Genomic DNA, 19713 nt, shown 5'->3' with positions numbered 1-19713 from the left:
GTCGTAACGGATTGCTTCGTCAGGCTATCGCCTTTCTCGCAATGACGCATACGGACATTAACTACCCCTCCAAAAACAAATCCACTTCTTTAATTACAGTCGTGATACTGATGGATTGTATATCGCCCATGCCTACCCAATCGTAGGGCGGATTGGTAACCGCAGGCGGGTAAATGGCTTTTACATTTGGGTGAAGTGCGGCAGGGTACGGAAAAAACCTGCCGTAACTGTTACCGTTTAATAAGGCAATGGTACTTTTTCCTAGCGCAGCGGCGTAATGAGCAGCACTGGTATCGTTGGTAATTATTAATTGACTGCCATTGAGCACAGTGGCTAATTGCAGCAAATCCGTTTGGCCGGTGTAGTTTACTATTGATGATTTGTTTTTGGCATTGCTGATAATTTCATCGGCCAATGCACCATCTCCTTTTGAGCCGCAAACCACACACTGCAAACCGTATTTAGCAGCGATATAATCGGCTACTTGCGCAAATTTTTCAGTACCCCACCGTTTGCGTTTTGCAGCAGCCCCCGCAAACAATACTACATACTGTTGCGACAACCCTGTAATTGAGGGGAGTTTTTTTGCGTCGATAATCGGTTTCACAAGTTCAGCAGCCTGCCCTGTTACCCACTCCATAAAACGAGTGTTCAAACCAAACTCGTGTAATCCGTCGGGGATGGGTTTAGTATGGGTAAAATCAGCATCGCAATAGTTACGCAGCCATTGGCGTACTTCTCTATCGTTGCGTTGCCAGCAATATTTTTCTTTAGCAGGCAGTAAACGGGCAATCACCCCGTCAATAAATGTACTGCGTGAGTACGAAGGAGCTATCACTAACTCAGGTCTTTTAGCACTTATTTCTCGCAAAAACTGTTGGGCATAGTCTTCTTCTTTCAAAAACCTACCCTTTTGCAGCCAAATAAACTCGTCTGCAAAATCACTGTCCCAGCCCTCTGCAATCGGCTGCCAAAGTGCATGGCCTATTAAGGTGATTTTATAACCGGGTTTTGCTTTTCGCAACAACTCCAGCGAGTTTCTAAACAAAATATAATCGCCGATATCGTCCGTTCGGATAACAACAATCTCCCTGTCAAACTCCGTAGGCAGTTGTTTAATGCTATCTACAAATGCCCGCCGCTTTTTTAAAAACCGTTCTTCTTTCAGTCGGTTTCGCGGATTCTTGTAAACTGCCTTCCACAGATTTGAAAAAAATACTTTTGCACTCATGCCTGCTTATTCTTCGTCTCCCTCGTCGTCTTCCAGCGCAAAATTATCAATCTCAACATCATTCACCTCAAAATTGGTAAAGTACACAGTAATTTCAATATCCTCATTTTGTTTTTGTACGTATTGAAAATCCCAACTGAAAACGTCCCCTTCTTTCTTATTAATCCCTATTGAAACCAACTTATAATCGTTTACAACATCAATAGTATCTGCTTTCTTTTCAGCTAAATATTCTTTGTTGGCATCATTTGCCAGTGCTGTTTTTGCAGCATTTGCTAACGCAGCATATTTTTCTTCCACCTGCTTAAATAATTCTTTTTGATAGGGCTGAGGGCCGCTTTTATCCGCTGAAAATGTGATACCTATTCTCTCATTTACGGGTTTAAAAAACACTTCACCCCTGTAAAATTTGATTGTATCCATTCCGGCATAGCTAAACTCATTGTATTCGAGCACCCCAAAATATTCATCCTCAATTTTTGCAGGAAGCAATGCACCAAACAGCTTTTTAAAAATACTCATTGCATTAATTTTGGTAGCAAGATAAACAACCCTCCGCTAAGGCACTAACATTTTCCTACCTTCGCAACACCCTCATGGAGATACAAGAAAACATTTCGCTAAAGCCCTTCAATACCTTTGGTATCGAAGCGTTTACCCGATATTTTATCCGCATTAATTCCCTTCAAAACCTAACGGAATATTGCGCCGACCCACAACTTTTTGCCCTGCCCCGTTTGATATTAGGAGGGGGCAGTAATGTATTGTTCACCCAAAACTGGGAAGGTATTACGCTGCTGAACGAGTTGAAGGGAATAGACATAGTTGCAGAAAATGAGGACGAAGTGGTGCTGAAAGCCGCATCGGGAGAGAACTGGCACAGCTTGGTGATGTATTGTGTTGAAAGGGGGTTCGGGGGGATAGAAAACCTATCGCTGATACCCGGCACGGTGGGGGCTGCGCCCATGCAAAACATAGGTGCGTATGGGGTAGAGATTAAAGACGTACTGCAAACGGTTGAATACTTTAGTTTCGACGATTTGCAAACACATACCGTTACTAACAGCCAATGTGATTTTGGCTACCGCGAAAGCATTTTTAAACGTGAACTGAAAAACAAAGTTTTTATACTTTCCATCACCATTAAACTCAGCAAAAAACCTGTATTTAACACTACCTACGGGGCTATACAAGAAACGCTGGAAACAATGGGGGTTAAAACGCTTAACGTTAAGGCAATAAGCGATGCCGTAATTGCCATCCGGCAAAGCAAGTTGCCCAACCCTGCTATTTTAGGAAATGCGGGCAGCTTTTTTAAAAACCCTGAAATACCCACGGTGCAATACCTGCAACTGAAAGAACAATTTGCAGATATGCCCGGTTACAAGGTGAATGACACCATTACCAAAGTACCCGCAGGCTGGCTGATTGAACAAACAGGCTGGAAGGGAAAGGTAGTGGGCAACACGGGTAACCACAAAATGCAGGCGTTGGTGTTGGTGAATTACGGCAATGCAACGGGACATGAAATTTATGCCCACGCACAAAACGTAATCGCCTCGGTAAAGGAGCGTTTTGGGATACAGCTTGTGCCGGAAGTGAACATGATTTAATCCCGCAGAGGATGGCAAAACAGAAAATATATTTTTTAGTGAACCCGATTTCGGGCGGAAAGAAGAAGGATAATTTTAAGGCACAGGTAGCTGCTAACATAGATACGGCGAAGTACGAGTTTGCCATTGAAGAATGGGGCGACCACGACAGTGTGGAACAACTGGTGGGCAATGCACTTGCCAATGGTTTTGACATAATTGTGGGTGCGGGCGGCGATGGAACTATTAACCAAGTAGCCCGCCAGTTAGCAGGCACTGATACATTAATGGGCATTGTGCCGATGGGTTCGGGTAACGGGTTTGCCCGCCATCACAACATACCCATGCAAACCGAAAAGGCGTTGCAACGTCTTAATGCTCCTAGCCTTAAAAAAGTAGATACTTTACTGATAAACAACCAACGCTACGTAAATGTGGCGGGCATTGGCTTTGATGCGCACATAGGGTATTTGTTTGCCACTGCCCCCCAACGAGGGTTTAAAACCTATACCAAGATTGTGGTGCGTGAGTTGGGCAGTTTTAAGCCCCAACAATACAGTTTGGTGATTGACGGTAAAGAATATACCGAAGACGCCTTTTTAATATCAGTAGCTAATGCTTCTCAATGGGGCAACAATGCTACCATAGCTCCCGCAGCCAGTACCCGTGACGGGTTGATGGACGTGGTGGTGATGAAACCGTTTAAGTTTTACGATGTACCCCGCCTTGCTCTGCAAATGTTTACCAAAAGCATTGACAAGAATAAAAACATCTTATCGTTTAAGGCAGAAGACGTTATCATACGGCGCAACGATAAAGGAGCCGTCCACTTTGACGGGGAACCTGCCGAAATGGGTACGGAAATAAATTTTAAAATCGATCCTGCTTCGCTTAATTTGCTGGTGTAAGCTGCCGGTCATGCCCCGCTCTCGCAAGTCTGTAGTGTGGTTTGCAGCGCCTTCAAATTTCACAATACAGATGGGCTGTATTTTGTAACCTTTGCTACCGTCGGCTGGACAGACTTAATCTCACAAGTCGCTGACACACAACCTGCGCTACAGACTTGCGAGAGCGGGGGAAAATTAAAGTTCTAAAATGATGAAAAAGTTGATTTACATAATGATTTTCGTTCTTGCATTTAGTTGTAGAGTTAAAGAAAAAAATATTGCGGGAGATAATCGCTATCTCTATAAAGATTTTGACTTCTTTACAATGAAAGGAGTTGATAGCATAACTGATTACGTGAAGAATAAAAAAGATAACAATGTAAAAGTTAGCTTTAAATCTGACAGATCATTTGCTAAAGCTATTTTTTTAAATAAGATAAATAATGAAACACGAGTAATTGAAAAAGATAGTTCAACAGGAAACTACATAACCACATTTTTTAAATACAAATTCCCTTTTAATACCATTGATACTCTGATCCCAATAAATGATAGTGTCTTTATCCAAAAAACATATTTGATTTCAAATAGTAAAAATAATGAAGATAAAAAAATTGGAACAAGGGTTTGGTTAAATTACCAAGATTCAATTTTAATAGTATCAACTCCAGGTTTTGAAATAAACAAGGAAAATTTTAAATATTTGTTGATTAATAATAATATAAATAAATTTTTCATTACTTACATATTTAAAAATGATTTATTAGAAATAAAAGGGCATACAGGTTTTTTATTTCATGAACAAAACAATATTGTGTCGCCTTTCTTTGAAAGCATCATTAATCAGAATAATATTCGGTTTAAGTTGATAATAGAAAATTATCGACATTGGTAGGTCGTGTCCCAAATTACCCCCTGTTCTCGCAAGTTTGCAGCGGCAGGGACTTGAGAGGACAAATAGGCTAAGTTTGAAACTTAGAAATAGTAATTTGCAGTATGAGCCGTGCCTACAGATTTCACAACACAGATGGGCTGTGTTTTGTAACCTTTGCTGCTGTGGGCTGGACAGATATATTCTCACAAGTCGCTCCCACACAGGCAGTGTGACAGTGTTGCGAGAGCGGGGGAATTAAGATAAGAAAATAAATTATGAGCATAGCAAAAAATTATGGATTAAAGTTTTTTATGCATAATCCTGCTGATGGAGAGCGCTTAGTGCCTTATATTACCTGTAGCAATGATATCCATGGAGATCCCACTGTTAATGAAGGTATCGCAGAATACTTGGAAAATACGGGGCCAAATATGGCACAACAATTAATAGATGAACTAAGTATATTTCATACAGAAACTGACCCAGACGATTCATTTCTGGTTAATTACCCAATTTATGGAACAGACGATTTTGTGTTTTATATGAATCAAAATACATTGTACCCAAACGATTCAATGGATGCCTTTTATGTTACTTTTATGTCTTCCGGAGGTATTATAAGCGATATTCCTTTACGCGATTTGATATTATTATTAGGAGAATGGAGAGATTATCTTAATTCATTTGGTTCTAAGCATAATTTAGCCAATATGTAATTAGCTATAATTATGAGCAAAACAATACGGTTTGAAATTTATAGTAGACAGGCGAACAAATTCGTTACCGGAACCGTATATCGAAACTAATATCTGCCCCGCTCTCGCAAGTCTGTAGTGTGGTTTGCAGCGCCTACAAATTTCACAACACAGATGGGCTGTATTTTGTAACCTTTGCTACCGTCGGCTAGACGGATATATACTCACAAGTCGCTGCCACACAGGCTGTGTGACAGTGTTGCGAGAGCGGGGGAATTAAAATAAGAAAATAAATTATGACTATCGCAAAAAAATATGGGTTAACATTTAGAACAATTTTAACCCCGCGAGGCTCCTTATCCCCTACTGTTGACATTAGTAAAGACGCTAATGGGGATTTAAATAGAGGGATAGCATTTTATCTAGCTAATATAGGATCAACCGACGCCCAAAATTTAATTGATTGGTTGCCGGTTTTTTATACGGAAAGAGATCCCAACGACGATATGGTGGTCAACTATCCGGTTATGGGTGATGATATTGGATTTTATATAAATCAAAACACTTTATATCCAAATACGTCTATTGATGCATTTTATGCTACATTCAATTATGGAGGAACAAAGAGTAATGTTCCAGTAAAAGATTTGATTTCATTATTAGATGAATGGAAAAATTATCTTATTTCCATGGGCATTAAAGGTAGTTAATTTTAAAATAAATAAAATGAGTAAATCAAAACAATACGGTTTGAAATTTATAGTAGACAGGTGAACAAACTCGTTACCGAAACCATATATCCCCCCGCTCTCGCAAGTCTGTAGTGTGGTTTGCAGCGGCAGGGACTTGTGAGGGTAAATAAGTTACGTTTGTAACTTAGAAAAGTAATTTGCAGTATAAGCCGTGCCTAAAAATTTCACAACACAGATGGGCTGTATTTTGTAACCTTTGCTACTGCGGGCTGGACAGACTTAATCTCACAAGTCGCTGCCATACGCCTGCGCTACAGACTTGCGAGAGCGGGGGAGATACATGTTCATGTAGCATGGCCAAGGTAGTCAACTGCCACATCAACTACTGCTGCTTTTCAAATAAAACAAATACCTTTAAGTCATTAAATAACCCAATGTCATTCCAAAAAGCAAGAAATAATATATTACTATATTCGTTTCTTATTTTCCTATATTTTTCATGTAAGGGGAAAAGTAACAGCAATGATTCATTTGCTTCAAATAAAACAACAAATGAATCATCAAAAGAGGAGTATGTTTATAAATTCAATTCTATAGACTCTATTAAAGAGATTATTTTTGATTTAAAAGGAAAACTATCTTCTTTTGACAAAATAAGAGCACATAAAAATCTTCAAAAACCGCTAATAGAGTGTCCAGAATATGAAGGGTGTCTTTTGTATTCAGATGGTAGAAACTCAATACTAGAGTATCCATTATATGAAGATGGTAGACACATATATGGAAAGGGTAGAATTTTTATTAATGAAAAAAATGATGTTTTTGCACATTTACTGATCGTTGGTGGTGACAGTACTTTTGAGTTCTTTGAAAAGAAATCATTGTTCTTTAAGTTCCATAAATCTAATAAAATATATGCCACTAACCTTGATGGGAAAATTATTCAACGGCGAAATTCCCATGTGACAAGGATGCTTGGCGAATATTCTGTCCCATTTAAACTAAAATTTAACCCTCCACAGATTAATAATGAGACTTTTCCTGATTTAATCACACTGACATCGGTTTTAATATATGAAAATCCTGACTCACTATCTAATGTAGTTACCTCAGTAAAAAACAGGACACCTCTTAAGTATATAAAAAGTACTAGTGATTTTGGCGGGAAAGATTCTTCCAATTTTGAATGTCCTATTTTATGGTATAAAGTTAAATACTCAAAAGATGGTGTTGGATGGGTTCGATATACAGTAAATGAAATAGCCGAATACGATGATGAAAATTGGTAGTGTTCCAATTACCCACTCTTCTCGCAAGTCTATAGCGGCAGGAACTTGTGAGGGTAAATAGCTAAGTTTGTAACTTAGAAAAGTAATTTGCCGTATGGCCGTGCCTACAAGTTACACAATACAGATGGGCTGTATTGTGTACCCTTTGCTGCTGTGGGCTTGACAGATATATACTAACAAGTCGCAGCCACACAGGCTACGCTACAGACTTGCGAGAGCGGGGGAAAGAAGAAGTTAAAAGAGCTGGAAGATACAGTTGTTTCATTGAATGGTTGGATATCTATGTTCGAGTCATCAGTAAAGGATCTGAAAACAGATATTATAATTACAGATACGGGGACAAATACAACTAATCAAGATAAAACAACTGTAACCTACAAGAATAATATCAAAACAATAACAACAAAATAATGCACAACAAGATTGTGAAAAAGGGGTATTATATTTTTTTATACATGTTCATGAGTTGTATAGATAATAATCAAAGGAAACAAGTTTTGGGAAAAGAGGACAAACTCTCTGTTTTTTGCAATACCAATAGCTTCGAACTATATAAATTTAGTCGAAATGATTCGACATTGATGGAGATTCGTTATGGCTCATTAAGTTTATTGATGCCTGTTCATTATGAAGCTGATTTAACAACTTTTTTACTATTGAAAGATTCATCATATAATGAAAAGTATTGCTACGGCAAAGATAGCGTATTATTTTTTGTATTATATGATCCTTCAATCAGTTACTATTCTTTAATTAGAGTTCAAAAAAATGGACAAGAATTATATAGCAATAAATTAATTTTTTCTAATAGAAAAAATTTCTTTTTAAGCGTTGATAGTGAGTGTTTTTATAATTCTAATTTTGATTTAAATGGAAATGGTGAAATAAAGGCTAATTTTGAATGTTACCAATATAAAGACACAGTTCCTACAAAAAAGCTAACTTTTATCGTAAATAGTGATACTTTTTCAATAAATAAATTTCTTTTACCGGATAACGGAGATTCTTCATTAAAAATATTCAATAATATTATTAATATATTAAAATAAGCCTCCCCGCTCTCGCAAGTCTGTAGTTTGGTTTGCAGCGGCAGGGACTTGTGAGGGTAAATAAGTTAAGTTTGTAACTTAGAAATAGTAAATTGCATTATGAGCCGTGTCTACAAGTTACACAATACTGATGGGCTGTATTGTGTAACCTTTGCTACTGTGGGCTGGACAGATATATTCTCACAAGTCGCTGCCGCACAGTTTGCGCTACAGACTTGCGGGAGCGGGGAAATTTAATATATTTATGCTCAAAAGATAATAATTAAATGAAATATAATATTTATTACTGGCCTTTTGATTGGTTTGGATTGTGGAAAGAACATGATGAAGGTTTCGAGAATTATCCAAGTGTCCATGAGTTTGTTGACAGAAGCATAAACAGTAAATATAACAAAACCAGTATTTTAAGTTATTTGAAATCAGGAGAGGTAATGATGTGCACAAGCGCTTTTCAATTTCCAAACCCAATTACAGGTAAAAGGGCGTCGAAAACCGTTTGTTATCGCACTGATGGTAAAAGGATTTGGTTTGATGATATTATTGAGTTAATAGAGAATAACGATCTATGCCTTCCTAATAGTTGGCTGCAAGAAATGATGGAAAATAATTATAGATTTCGTGACCTTACAGACTTGGATATAGATGCGATGACAAGTAAACTCTTTAATGACTTGAAGTCTTTCAAATCGGATAAGGGGTAATGGGTCGTGTTCAAAATTATCAACTTTGTATAAAAAAGTTATGGAAGTCCCGAGAAATCGGGATTTTTTCATTTATACCCGTTTCCAATTACTACCTATCCAACAAGTTCTTTGAAAGCCGTAACCGTCCGCAATATTGGCAAAACCCCGCACCCCCCTGTGCGGTGCGTAACAAAAATAACAGGATAACCGCGTAACCGAATAACACCGTAACAACGATATAAAATTGTCCCATTTTGTCTCACGTGTTTGGGACAGTTTTTTTAAAGTTAATACAATGAAAAACAACGATTTATTATCAAAAACGATTGTCCCGGCTGTCCCAACCAAAGAGTAAAAAACCAGTTTAGGGAATGCGCGAAGGAAAGAAAGGGGACGCTCCGAAGGAAAATATTTAGGGCAAATCGGGGAGCGGTATAAGTGCCAATACCGTAGCTTTGTAGCGCTGCAACATCAGCTTGATGAAAACCGTTATCCCTGAGATTGTTTACTTTTGGCTTTATGCTTAAGATACGAAGTCGAATTTTAATGTAAGAGACTAACTATTTTATTTCGGGGTGACTAAACATTGAATTATGAGCAACAAGAACAAAAACAAATTGGGGATTATGTACAGCACCGACCCCGATTTTGAATACAACGAAGAATCTACGGAGGAAACCAACACTCTGCCCCCACAGCAACAAAGGTTAAGGGTGATGTTGGATAAAAAGAACCGTGCAGGCAAGGCCGTTACGCTGGTAACAGGTTTTGTGGGTACTAACGACGACTTAGAAGCTTTGGGCAAAAAACTGAAAAACCTTTGCGGAAGCGGAGGCAGTGCTAAGGACGCTGAAATACTGGTACAGGGAGACCACCGCGATAAAATACTGAAATGGCTGTTGGACAACGGCTACAGCCAAACCAAAAAAGCGGGTTGATTGTTATTTGATTTAACAATTAACATTTAATGTTTAATGGGATTTTTGATATTGATTAGAGCGTATCGTGATGAATAAACAAGATATTACTGAATTGATTAAGAGCAGGCGCAGCATATTTCCGCGCCAATATAGCGGCGAAAAAATTGCTGACGAAATTGTAGCCGAAATGCTGGAAACGGCCAATTGGGCACCCACCCATAAGTATACTGAACCGTGGAGGTTTAAGGTATTCAGAGGTGAGGCGCTGGAAAAACTGGTAGGATTTCAAAAACAGTTGTACATAGCAAACACACCCGCAGAGGAAATAAAGGATGCCAAACTGAAAGTGTTTGACGAAACCCCGTTGCAAACCAGCCACATTATTGCTATTGTAATGCACCGCAACCCCATAGTACCAGAAATGGAGGAGATTGCCAGCGTGGCAATGGCAGTACAAAACCTATGGCTCACAGTTTCAGCATATGGATATGGCGGGTATTGGAGTACCGGAAACGGCACGTTTAGCGCTGCTATGCACCAATGGCTACAATTGGACGAAAACCACCAACTGATGGGTTTTTTCTACATCGGTGTTCCTGCCGAGCCTTTGCAACAAGGTCGTCGTCGCCCTATGGATGAGAAGGTGCAATGGATGTAATCAATTTTTGATTTGTTGACTTGTTGACTTGTTGATTGAATGTTATTCTGAACGATAGTGGAGAATACTACCCCAATCTGTAAACTGACAAAGAGGGAGAAGATGCTTCCTTCGTCAGCATGACATGGCAGGGGTTTTATATTCCTCCTCCTGAATCCTCCTCTATGAGGAGGACATTGGAGAGCGAACCTACTACATCATTTCTTCGGATATCAAAACTCGCTAATCGTTCAATGTCCCCCGCAGGCGGGGGCAGGGGGTGGATTTAATTTATTATGAATTGTCATTCTGAACGACAGTGAAGAATATTACCCCATCTGTAAAAAGCCTACCCTACTTCTACCACCTTTTCTTTTTTTCCTCTAAACTCAAAAGTATCTCCGGCTTTTTTGTTTAACAGTACTTGCGCCAACGGTGTGGCGGGAGAAAGGGCTACCCATGTTTTCCCATCCACTTTCAGCATACCCGCACTTACGGCAATAAAATAATTTCCACTGCCGGTGATGGCCACACTACCCGGTTGTATGACGGTTTGTTGTGTTTCAGGATTTATGAGTTTTAGTGTAGCCAGCTCTTTCAATGCCTCGTTCAGTTGTTTGGCATTCATATCGCGCACAATCTGCCCCATAGCACGGGCGGTTTCGTACTTATCCCCCATAGAGCTTTTGCCCTCCTCATTCGCTGAGTTTTGGGCATCCTCCATCGCCTTCTTAGCCACCTCAATACGGGTATTCAATGCCTCAAGGCAAAGGTTATATAATTGTTGTTTGATATTAATCATGGAATATTCTTTTGCCGCTAAGACGCAAAGTCACAAAGTTAGTTTCTTTGCGTCTTCGTGTCTTTACAGCAGGGCTTAAAACTCAAATCCCCTCAACCCAAAGTTTAATCGCATTCCCACCATCAGCATACTGCTGGTAGTACTTTGTGCAGCAATATCACTGCTTACGTTGCGATAAATGTAGCGCACATCAAAAAACAGGTTGTGGGCGGGCATATAACTGGCCGTCAACTCACCCCACAAAAGGGTGTTGCCTACCCCCTGCCCAATGGTATTGTTCTCATCGCTATAGCGGGTATCGTAATTTTTGCCCACATCACCCCCAAAATTTCTTCCTGCACTGTCTTTGCCGTATTTGGCATAAATAGCACGGGCAGTAACATTAATGCGGTTGGCAGGCTGGTAGCGCACAATGGCCAACACCTCATTAAAGTTTGCCCCTAGCGGGTGCGCCAACGGCGTGCCCATATTGGTATAGGTTTGCGCGGTATTAAAATGCTGATACGTATAAGGGCGTACACTATTAGCCTCTAACTGAATATCAAGGTGGGGTATAGTAAAGGCGTTGATGTATTTCATCCCTGCCTGCACCCCGAATTTATTCACCCATGAACCCGGATTACTGCGCAATTGTTTGATGTGCAACTCGTCCAATATTACTTGGCTGTAAAAGCTAAGACTGCGGGTGGCATTAAACTTCACATCAAAACCCAACAACGCATTATCACTGCTCACCCCGCCTGTTGATTGCTCAATAGCGCGGTAAAAAATAATCGGGTTCAGGTAATTATAGTCAAAACGTCCGTTACCTGTGGCACTATCGCCCCTGCTAAACACAATGCTCTCAAAAATTCCCACGTTCCAACGGCGACCAAGGTTTACACTCAAATGGTGAAAACTCATAAATTTATCGCGCTTATCACGTTTTGCCAGCGTGGTATTGAAGGCGTTTAACTGCATAAACAAGTTGGTGTAGTTAATGCGCCACACGTTAGTTTTTATCTTTAAAAACAGGTTTTCTTTAGAGAAATCGCTCAACACCAATGAGCGTGCTCCGTTGCCGATAAAATTACGGTCGTGCCCGAATTGGAAATTAATCAACTTGGTAATATCAAACGTAACGTAGCCGCGGGCCTCAAAAAAATCAAACGTGTTGGTATCCGTTTTATAAGGCTTGGTAAGCCCTGCACCCGGAAACACCCCTTCGGCACGGGTACGGTCAGCTAAATACAAGGGGGCTTTTACTTGGTTCTCCGTTAAGTAGGTATAAAACCCGATACGCCTTCCCACTTGTCCGCGCATTTCAGCACCGCGCGTGTTTTGCCATATCATCCGGCTTTCACCGTCCACCTGCTCAGTACCCGAAGTGAAATTCAACACAGGATTTACAAACACGCTAAACTCGTACGCTTTAAAGGCATACAACGCAGCCTTATAGTTATAAAAATACTTTACTATCGGCTTGCCTTTTACCGCCTCATTTTCTTGCACATCGGGATTATCGGCCAGTAAATACGTTAGGTTAAACACATCACGCTTGGTATAGCGTCGGTTGCTGTCGCCCAACAGCTTTTCAGCCATTGCACCTACTTCATAGCGTTGCAAGGGTTTCACCGAGGTGTGCACCCCGCCGTACAGCCAATACTTGCGGGCCGGACTGCCGTTCATTATCTCGAAGCGGTCAATCAAGTGCGAATATTCGCGGTTATTGCTCATCGTGTAGGTTGATTGGGAAATCAACGGGCTTACCGCCAACAGTGCTGAAAAAAGGAGTAAGAAGCGCATGGTGTGCGAAGATAGGGGATTTTTTTGGGGCAAGGTTTATCACACCGGCTATTCCAACTTCAAACAAAACAATAACGTTTATTGATTAAAGAGTCGTTCTTTTAATGAGTTTATCCTATAAGCGGTTGGTTTTATTCCTATCGTCCCGACGAGCATAAAGCCAGCCTCTTTTGTAAAGGTTCGTTTAAAACACATGGGATTAAAATCCCATCTTGATACGATTACCTTCCCGCAAGGGACTTAAGTCCCTTGCGGGAAGGTAATTACAAAAGCGACAGGTTTTAACCTGTCAGGCTACCCGCAATGAAGTTTGATTTTGGCAACCATGTAATCTTTTGTTCATCACTTAAAACCACCCTATTATGGAAAATAAAGTAATACTCACTTTTCCTTGCTCTAAAAAATGGCAGGATATGACTGATGCAGGCGACGGTAAGAAATTTTGCAGCGATTGCAATAAGTGCGTTACCAATCATACCGGACTAAGTAAAGAAGAACTTCACCAAAAACTAAACAATCCTGATGAACAGGTGTGCGGTTTTTATACCGTTGACCAACTTGACAACCTACATCAACAGTATTTCTTTTCGCGGTTTAAAGGCCTTACAGTTTCATTATTAAGCCTATTGGGTGTATTTGCCACTAATGGCATTGCTAATGCCCAAACCCAACAAGAACAGGCTCCCGCAATCCCTGTAAGCGATAGCATCAACCCTGTTGACACTATTAGTTTCCCTGTAGAAATAAGCGGCAGATTGAGGGATAAAGAAACATTGATGGCAGCCTCAGGCATTACCATCCAGATTTTGCAACACGGTAAAGTAATTAAAACTGTGGGGACTGATTACAAGGGGCGTTTTAAGTTTGTATTGACAAAAGAGGAGTTAACCGATACCACCATCACATTGAAAGCTGTATTAGGAGCTAACCCTTTTAACACCGCAGAAGCAATGACGGTGCGCAACGACAGTAAGCTTACCGATGCCTCGTTCGATATTTTGCTTAGTGGCATACCTACTTATCACCTACTTAATAATTATGATGACGCCAACCCGCCTAAATTTAATAATTGGGGGCCGCGGTATATGATCGGTTGTGCTGTATCATTGTTTCAAATGCCTGAACCATTTAACAATACAACCTTGCCCCGTTTAGATTTTGAATAGAACAAAACCACTATAAATTCTAACCATCCGATACAAACAATTTGTAACTTTGGCAATTAGTGAAAAAACTAACCACATTCATTATTGCCCTGTTGCTAACTGCGGTTGCGTTTGGGCAAGCCTCTAAAGACTATACCGTACAAATTAAACTATCGGTACAAAAAAGTCCTTTGCGTTTCACTCTGTTGTGGAACAAAGCAGCAGCGGCTACCCAATACAAGGTGTTCTCAAAAACACCCGATGCCCTTGCATGGACAGAACTTGCAACACTTTCGGCATCAGACACCACCTATACCGATACAACAGTAAAGGCAGGAGTTGCGGTTGAGTACCAAGTAGTGAAGTTTACCCCAAATTACAATGGGTATGGCTATTTGTATGCCGGCGACGGAATTGACGAATACAACTACCGCGGCAAGCTATTATTGATGGTGGATAGTAATTACAGGTTGCCGCTTGCTACAGAGATTAAACTACTGCAAAGCGATTTGCGTGGCGATGGATGGCAGGTAATTACCCGTTATGTAAGCCGAAACTCAACTCCGGTAAAAGCTAAACAACACGTAATTGATTTGTGGCAGCAGGATTCGATAAATTTTAAAGCTGTTTACTTGTTAGGTCATATACCTGTTCCCTATTCTGGTTATGTAGGGCCTGACGGCCACAGCGACCACTACGGTGCTTGGCCTGCTGATTTGTATTACTCGATGGCGGATAACAGTCAATGGACAGACTATGTGTTGAACGTAAAGGTCTCTTCAAGCCCCCGCAACTACAATACCCCCGGCGACGGTAAATTTGATGCAGATGCAATAAACCCCGGAAGTGCCAAACTACACGTGGGTAGGGTGGATATGTATGATATGCCTGTTTTTGGCATGAGTGATACCGCGCTAACCCGCCGCTACCTTGCCAAAGCCCATAATTTTAAACTGAACAAATACCCTATTGTGCTGCGCGGTTTTATTGAAGACGCTATTGGCGGATTTGGCGGTGAAGCTTTTGTGCGCGGCGGCTGGGGCAGTTACTCAGGTATGTTTGGAGACTCTATTCGTGAGGGGGATTTTTTAACCGAGTTAAAGACCCGCCCCTATATGTTTTCAGTAACGGCTGGCTATGGTAGTTATACTACCAGTTCAGGCATCGCTACTTCAACCGATTTTGTAAACGACTCACTTACGGCTCCTTTTACCTCTTCATTCGGCAGTTATTTCGGCGATTGGGACATCACAAACAACCTGTTAAAGGCACACATTGCCTCACGTTCATTGATACTAACTTCTACATGGAGCGGCCGCCCTGTTTACTACCATCACCAAATGGCGTTAGGGCTTCCTGTAGGTTATTGCGCCACGGCATCGGCCAACTCGCCGCGCAACTTATACCACTCATACTATTCAAGCAACGGAGTTACCATGGGTTTAATGGGCGACCCTACTTTGCGATTACACCCCATTACGCCTGCTACTTCGTTATCGGCCACTGAAAGTTGCTCTAATGTATCATTAAACTGGACTGCTTCTACCGATACCGGAATCATGGCTCACCGCATCTACCGTGCTGCCTCTGTTGACGGTAAGTACGAATTAATCGGCCAAACCACTGCCGCAAACTATGTGGATGCTTCGCCCTTATTAGGTAAAAATTATTACATGGTAAAAGCCCTGCGCCTGCAAAAAACTCCTGCCGGAACGTATTACAATACTTCACTAGGAATTATTGACAGTGCTACCTTTTTACCTGCTCCAAAATTAATGTTGACGGTAAACGACAGCGAGCAGTGCGAATTCAACAACACATTTATTATTAAGAAAACCCAACCGCAAGGTTACACCCTCCCATACACCGAACGCTGGTGGATAGACGGGCAGCAAAAAACCTATACCGACTCTTTGGTTGAGAGTTTTGTAGGCGCAGGTTCATTTAATGCAAGCGTAGCAGTTGTTTCAAGCGGTAACTGTTACGACAGCACTGTTTTGCATTTGCTGGTTAATCCCATCCCTCAATCGGGCATTACCTTGGTAAAGGGCGGTTCTTGTACTGATAGTACCAACGTGCAACTGCTTTCACCCGCTACGGGCGTAAGCTATACATGGGCATTTTCTGACGGAGATACTTTGTACACCCAACAAGTGGCTAAAAACTTTGCCGACAGCGGCTGGCAAACGGTACAACTAATTGTTGAAGACCTTTCTACTGGATGTATCAACAACTTTGAAAACCAAACGGTGTATGCCAAGCTGAAACCTGCACCCAAAGCTTCGATACTAATTAATAATGCCGCCCAGTGCTTAAATGGCAACCGCTTTGTAATACGTAATGGCATTGCTGCATACCCTGCACCTTATACCCAAAGCTGGCGCATTGATGGGCAAACGGAGGTGTTTACTGATTCGTTGGTAAAGTTTTTTAATACTTCAGGCACTTACACGTTAAGCTATGCCGTAGGTATTAACGGCTGTTACGACAGCACAACCACTACCTTAACGGTGAATACCAATCCAGCTGCGGGTTTCATTGCACTGTGGGAAGGGCAATGTGCCGATAGTAATCTTTTGAAATTAGCCTCAAATACTTTCACCGATAAGTACACCTGGAAATTCTCTGACGGGGATTCTATAATAACCTCCTTCCCAAATGCACTAAAAACATTTACTGTAGGGGCAGGAAATTACACCGTCAATTTAACTACCGAAAATACTACCACTGGCTGCAAAAGCTCAATTACCCAAAATGTGAGTGTATTGCCCAAACCTGCTCCCGTAAACATTACGGGTAATCCGTTTATACAATTAGGCAGGCCGTTTACATACAAAGCCCAAGGCCAACCTACTTACAACTATACTTGGTCGGTAAGTCAAACCCCTGATTTGTTGCAAGCCAATAAAGACAGTATTACCCTGCGTTGGGATAACACCCTGCTGGCAGCAGTAATAAAACTGGTAGTACGCGATACCAACGGCTGCAAAAGCGATACCTCATATTTTAATGTGTGGACGATTATTAACAGCACCAACGAGGTGAGCAATAACGCCTTTGAAGTATACCCCATACCTGTAAGCAATGATGTGTTGTACATCAACAACCTTGCAGGTATAGAGGGAACAACCCTTGTTACGGTAATGGATGCGACAGGCAAGACCATCTTTAATAAACAAACAGTATTGCTGCAAGGCGAAAACAAGATGGATGTAAGTAATTTAGCGGCGGGTGTTTATTACATCAGTTTGCAAAACGGTACACAGGTATTCACCCAAAAAATTATTAAACAATAATGAGGCGATTATTAACCCTTGTATTGATGGTGCTTGCTTTTGCCGCTGCAAAAGCTCAATACACTGTATATGTATTTTTGGGTGAAAGTTGCCCCATTTGCCAATACCACACCCTTACTTTAAATACCCTTAGTGCAGAATATGCAGGCAAAGGAGTTACAGTGGTAGGCTTGTTTCCAAACCCTGATTCTGACTCCGCTACTATTGATAGCTTCCGTCGCGAATACCAACTTACTTTTGAACTACGAAAAGATATTGGCCGCCAATACATGAACCGATTAGGGGCTACAATAACCCCGCAAGTATTTGTGGTGAATGAAACCACAGGGATAGTGCACTACAAAGGCCGTATTGACGATAAGTACACTACATTGGGTAAACGCAAAACTACTCCCGCAGTGCCTGACCTAAAAAACGCGCTGGATGCCTTGCTGGCAGGTAAAACCGCTCCCGTAACGGAAACTACCGCTGTAGGCTGTTACATTGATAGTGAATATTAATAGTTTTCTTTGCAGTTATGCACCCACTGCTCGAAGCAGGTCTTAGCCGACATATACAGCTTACCGATGAAGAAAAAGAATTGCTGTGGCAAGCTGTAACCTTACGCAAGTACAGAAAACGGCAATACGTGCTGCAAGCCGGTGATGTTTGCCGTTACGAAAACTTTGTGGTAAGCGGTTGTTTAAGGGCTTATTATATAGACGATGCTGGCACGGAACATATTATCATGTTTGCTGTTGAAGACTGGTGGACATCTGACTTGTTGAGCTTTTTAACCCAAACGCCCTCTAAACTGAATATTGACGCACTGGAAGATTCAGAAGTGTTGCAAATAGAACATTCAGCGCTTGAAGCCTTGTACCTTAAAATACCCAAACTGGAACGGTTTTTCAGGATAATGATGCAAAACGCATACATAGCCCAGCAACAGCGGATTTTGTTCAATATCAGCAAAACCGCTAAAGAACGTTACCTGTACTTTATTGAAAAATACCCCAAATTGGAGCAACGCCTGCCCCAACATCAAATAGCGGCCTACTTGGGTATCACCCCTGAGTTTTTGAGCCAGATACGAAAACAATTGAGCGAAGGATAAAATGGAACTGCAACAAGCCATACGCCGTTTTATAGGCCTTGATGAAGAGAGCTTGCAAGACATTGCCTCGTACTTTAAACCATTACACTTGCCTAAAGGTGCCTTTTGGGTAAAAGCCGGACAAGTAAGCACACAAGTGGGTTGGGTAAAAGAAGGTTTGTTGCGCACTTGGTATGAGGTTGATGGAGAAGAAATTACCCACTGGATTAGCGAAGAAGGATATTTTGATACCTCACTCAGCAGCTTTAGTTTTAAAACACCAAGCCGTTGGAATTTGCAAGCTATTACTGACTGTGAGCTTTTAGTACTGGATTGCGACGACCACCGCGAATTGCTGAACAAATACACCCAGTGGCGCATTTTTGAAAGTCAGCTATTGATTTTTAGTTACTTGGGATTAGAGGAACGAATGTTCTCGCAACTGCACCAAACCGCAGAAGAGCGTTATGAGAAACTACTGATTGAACGTCCTGAACTGGCCGCCCGTGCACCTTTGCAACACTTGGCAAGTATGTTGGGCATGAAACCCGAAACCCTGAGTCGTTTACGTAAAAAACAAACCACCCGCATTTCTTGATTTTTGTCAAGCGGCTACCCTACCCTATCGGCGTAGGTTTGTAGCATGAAAACAACATTAAAATTAGAAGAAGCCGCCCAGTTTGCTTTGGGCATTATAGTATTCTCACAACTACCCTACGCTTGGTGGGTATTTGCTGCTCTTATTCTTACCCCTGATATTGGTATGCTGGGTTATACCGTAAACAATAAAGTGGGGGCTGCCGTTTACAATCTGTTCCACCACAAAGCTCTTGCGCTGATTATTGCCGTTTTGGGTTTTTACCTGAAAAGTGATGCTACTGCACTTACCGGAGTAATTTTATTCAGCCATGCCGCAATGGACAGAATGATGGGCTATGGTTTGAAATTTGAAACCGGTTTTAAGTTTACCCACTTAGGCAACATAGGTAAACCCGATTTGCAAGCGTAAAATATTCTTGTATGCCGCTAAGGCTCGAAGACGCAAAACACTTCTTCCTTTC

20 protein-coding genes are annotated in these 19713 nt (G+C 41.3%); 16 read left to right on the top strand and 4 right to left on the bottom strand.

Features of this window, described 5'->3' with window-relative positions; genetic code table 11:
- Positions 1 to 61: 61 nt before the first annotated feature.
- A complete protein-coding gene (locus tag F9K23_03510) occupies positions 62 to 1231 on the bottom strand; it encodes a glycosyltransferase family 9 protein (protein ID KAB2918223.1) in 1170 nt (389 codons plus the stop codon).
- A gap of 6 nt (positions 1232 to 1237) precedes the next feature.
- Entirely contained in the window at positions 1238 to 1753 is a 516-nt protein-coding gene (locus F9K23_03505; GenBank protein KAB2918222.1) for a hypothetical protein, read from the bottom strand.
- Positions 1754 to 1827: 74 nt separating this feature from the next.
- On the opposite strand from F9K23_03505, the gene murB reads away from it, so the two are divergent.
- The 10 genes from murB to F9K23_03455 all read left to right on the top strand — a co-directional run bounded on the left by murB (position 1828) and on the right by F9K23_03455 (position 10570).
- Positions 1828 to 2844, top strand: a complete 1017-nt coding sequence (murB, locus tag F9K23_03500; GenBank protein ID KAB2918221.1) for a UDP-N-acetylmuramate dehydrogenase — start codon at positions 1828 to 1830, stop codon at positions 2842 to 2844.
- Between the two features lie 11 nt (positions 2845 to 2855).
- Positions 2856 to 3731, top strand: coding sequence for a YegS/Rv2252/BmrU family lipid kinase (locus tag F9K23_03495; GenBank protein KAB2918220.1), 876 nt, complete (start codon positions 2856 to 2858; stop codon positions 3729 to 3731).
- Positions 3732 to 3918: 187 nt separating this feature from the next.
- A complete protein-coding gene (locus tag F9K23_03490) occupies positions 3919 to 4605 on the top strand; it encodes a hypothetical protein (GenBank protein KAB2918219.1) in 687 nt (228 codons plus the stop codon).
- A gap of 254 nt (positions 4606 to 4859) precedes the next feature.
- On the top strand, positions 4860 to 5300 hold the full coding sequence (locus F9K23_03485; protein ID KAB2918218.1) for a hypothetical protein: 441 nt from the start codon (positions 4860 to 4862) through the stop codon (positions 5298 to 5300).
- Between the two features lie 275 nt (positions 5301 to 5575).
- Positions 5576 to 5989 (top strand): hypothetical protein, encoded by a 414-nt coding sequence (locus F9K23_03480; protein KAB2918217.1) that lies wholly within the window; start codon positions 5576 to 5578, stop codon positions 5987 to 5989.
- 335 nt (positions 5990 to 6324) lie between these two features.
- Complete coding sequence (locus tag F9K23_03475; GenBank protein ID KAB2918216.1) at positions 6325 to 7260, top strand: SH3 domain-containing protein; 936 nt, start codon at positions 6325 to 6327, stop codon at positions 7258 to 7260.
- Between the two features lie 461 nt (positions 7261 to 7721).
- Positions 7722 to 8309, top strand: a complete 588-nt coding sequence (locus tag F9K23_03470) for a hypothetical protein (GenBank protein ID KAB2918215.1) — start codon at positions 7722 to 7724, stop codon at positions 8307 to 8309.
- A 266-nt stretch (positions 8310 to 8575) separates the two neighbouring features.
- Positions 8576 to 9010 (top strand): hypothetical protein, encoded by a 435-nt coding sequence (locus F9K23_03465; protein KAB2918214.1) that lies wholly within the window; start codon positions 8576 to 8578, stop codon positions 9008 to 9010.
- A 575-nt stretch (positions 9011 to 9585) separates the two neighbouring features.
- Entirely contained in the window at positions 9586 to 9930 is a 345-nt protein-coding gene (locus F9K23_03460; GenBank protein KAB2918213.1) for a translation initiation factor, read from the top strand.
- Between the two features lie 70 nt (positions 9931 to 10000).
- Positions 10001 to 10570, top strand: a complete 570-nt coding sequence (locus tag F9K23_03455) for a nitroreductase (protein ID KAB2918212.1) — start codon at positions 10001 to 10003, stop codon at positions 10568 to 10570.
- Positions 10571 to 10898: 328 nt separating this feature from the next.
- On the opposite strand, the gene F9K23_03450 is transcribed toward F9K23_03455, so the two are convergent.
- Both F9K23_03450 and F9K23_03445 read right to left on the bottom strand, forming a co-directional pair.
- Positions 10899 to 11351, bottom strand: a complete 453-nt coding sequence (locus F9K23_03450) for a 3-oxoacyl-ACP synthase (GenBank protein KAB2918211.1) — start codon at positions 11349 to 11351, stop codon at positions 10899 to 10901.
- A gap of 75 nt (positions 11352 to 11426) precedes the next feature.
- The gene (locus F9K23_03445) at positions 11427 to 13136 is read right to left on the bottom strand and encodes a capsule assembly Wzi family protein (GenBank protein ID KAB2918210.1); all 1710 of its coding nucleotides are present in this window, start codon (positions 13134 to 13136) and stop codon (positions 11427 to 11429) included.
- A 362-nt stretch (positions 13137 to 13498) separates the two neighbouring features.
- On the opposite strand from F9K23_03445, the gene F9K23_03440 reads away from it, so the two are divergent.
- From F9K23_03440 to F9K23_03415, 6 genes are read left to right on the top strand one after another with little or no spacing between them, the layout of a single operon-like run.
- Entirely contained in the window at positions 13499 to 14302 is an 804-nt protein-coding gene (locus tag F9K23_03440; GenBank protein ID KAB2918209.1) for a hypothetical protein, read from the top strand.
- A gap of 59 nt (positions 14303 to 14361) precedes the next feature.
- Positions 14362 to 17577, top strand: a complete 3216-nt coding sequence (locus tag F9K23_03435) for a T9SS type A sorting domain-containing protein (GenBank protein ID KAB2918208.1) — start codon at positions 14362 to 14364, stop codon at positions 17575 to 17577.
- The gene (locus F9K23_03430; GenBank protein ID KAB2918207.1) at positions 17577 to 18077 is read left to right on the top strand and encodes a redoxin domain-containing protein; all 501 of its coding nucleotides are present in this window, start codon (positions 17577 to 17579) and stop codon (positions 18075 to 18077) included. The genes F9K23_03435 and F9K23_03430 overlap by 1 nt, the downstream gene beginning before the upstream one ends.
- Before the next feature lie 17 nt (positions 18078 to 18094).
- Positions 18095 to 18673, top strand: a complete 579-nt coding sequence (locus tag F9K23_03425; protein KAB2918206.1) for a Crp/Fnr family transcriptional regulator — start codon at positions 18095 to 18097, stop codon at positions 18671 to 18673.
- Position 18674: 1 nt separating this feature from the next.
- The gene (locus F9K23_03420; protein KAB2918205.1) at positions 18675 to 19250 is read left to right on the top strand and encodes a Crp/Fnr family transcriptional regulator; all 576 of its coding nucleotides are present in this window, start codon (positions 18675 to 18677) and stop codon (positions 19248 to 19250) included.
- 45 nt (positions 19251 to 19295) lie between these two features.
- Positions 19296 to 19661, top strand: coding sequence for a DUF4260 domain-containing protein (locus F9K23_03415; protein KAB2918204.1), 366 nt, complete (start codon positions 19296 to 19298; stop codon positions 19659 to 19661).
- Positions 19662 to 19713 lie beyond the last annotated feature (52 nt).

The sequence above is a fragment of the Bacteroidota bacterium genome, assembly GCA_008933805.1.
Lineage (GTDB): Bacteria > Bacteroidota > Bacteroidia > UBA8524 > UBA8524 > SB11.
This window is presented reverse-complemented; position numbering and strand designations above follow the sequence as displayed.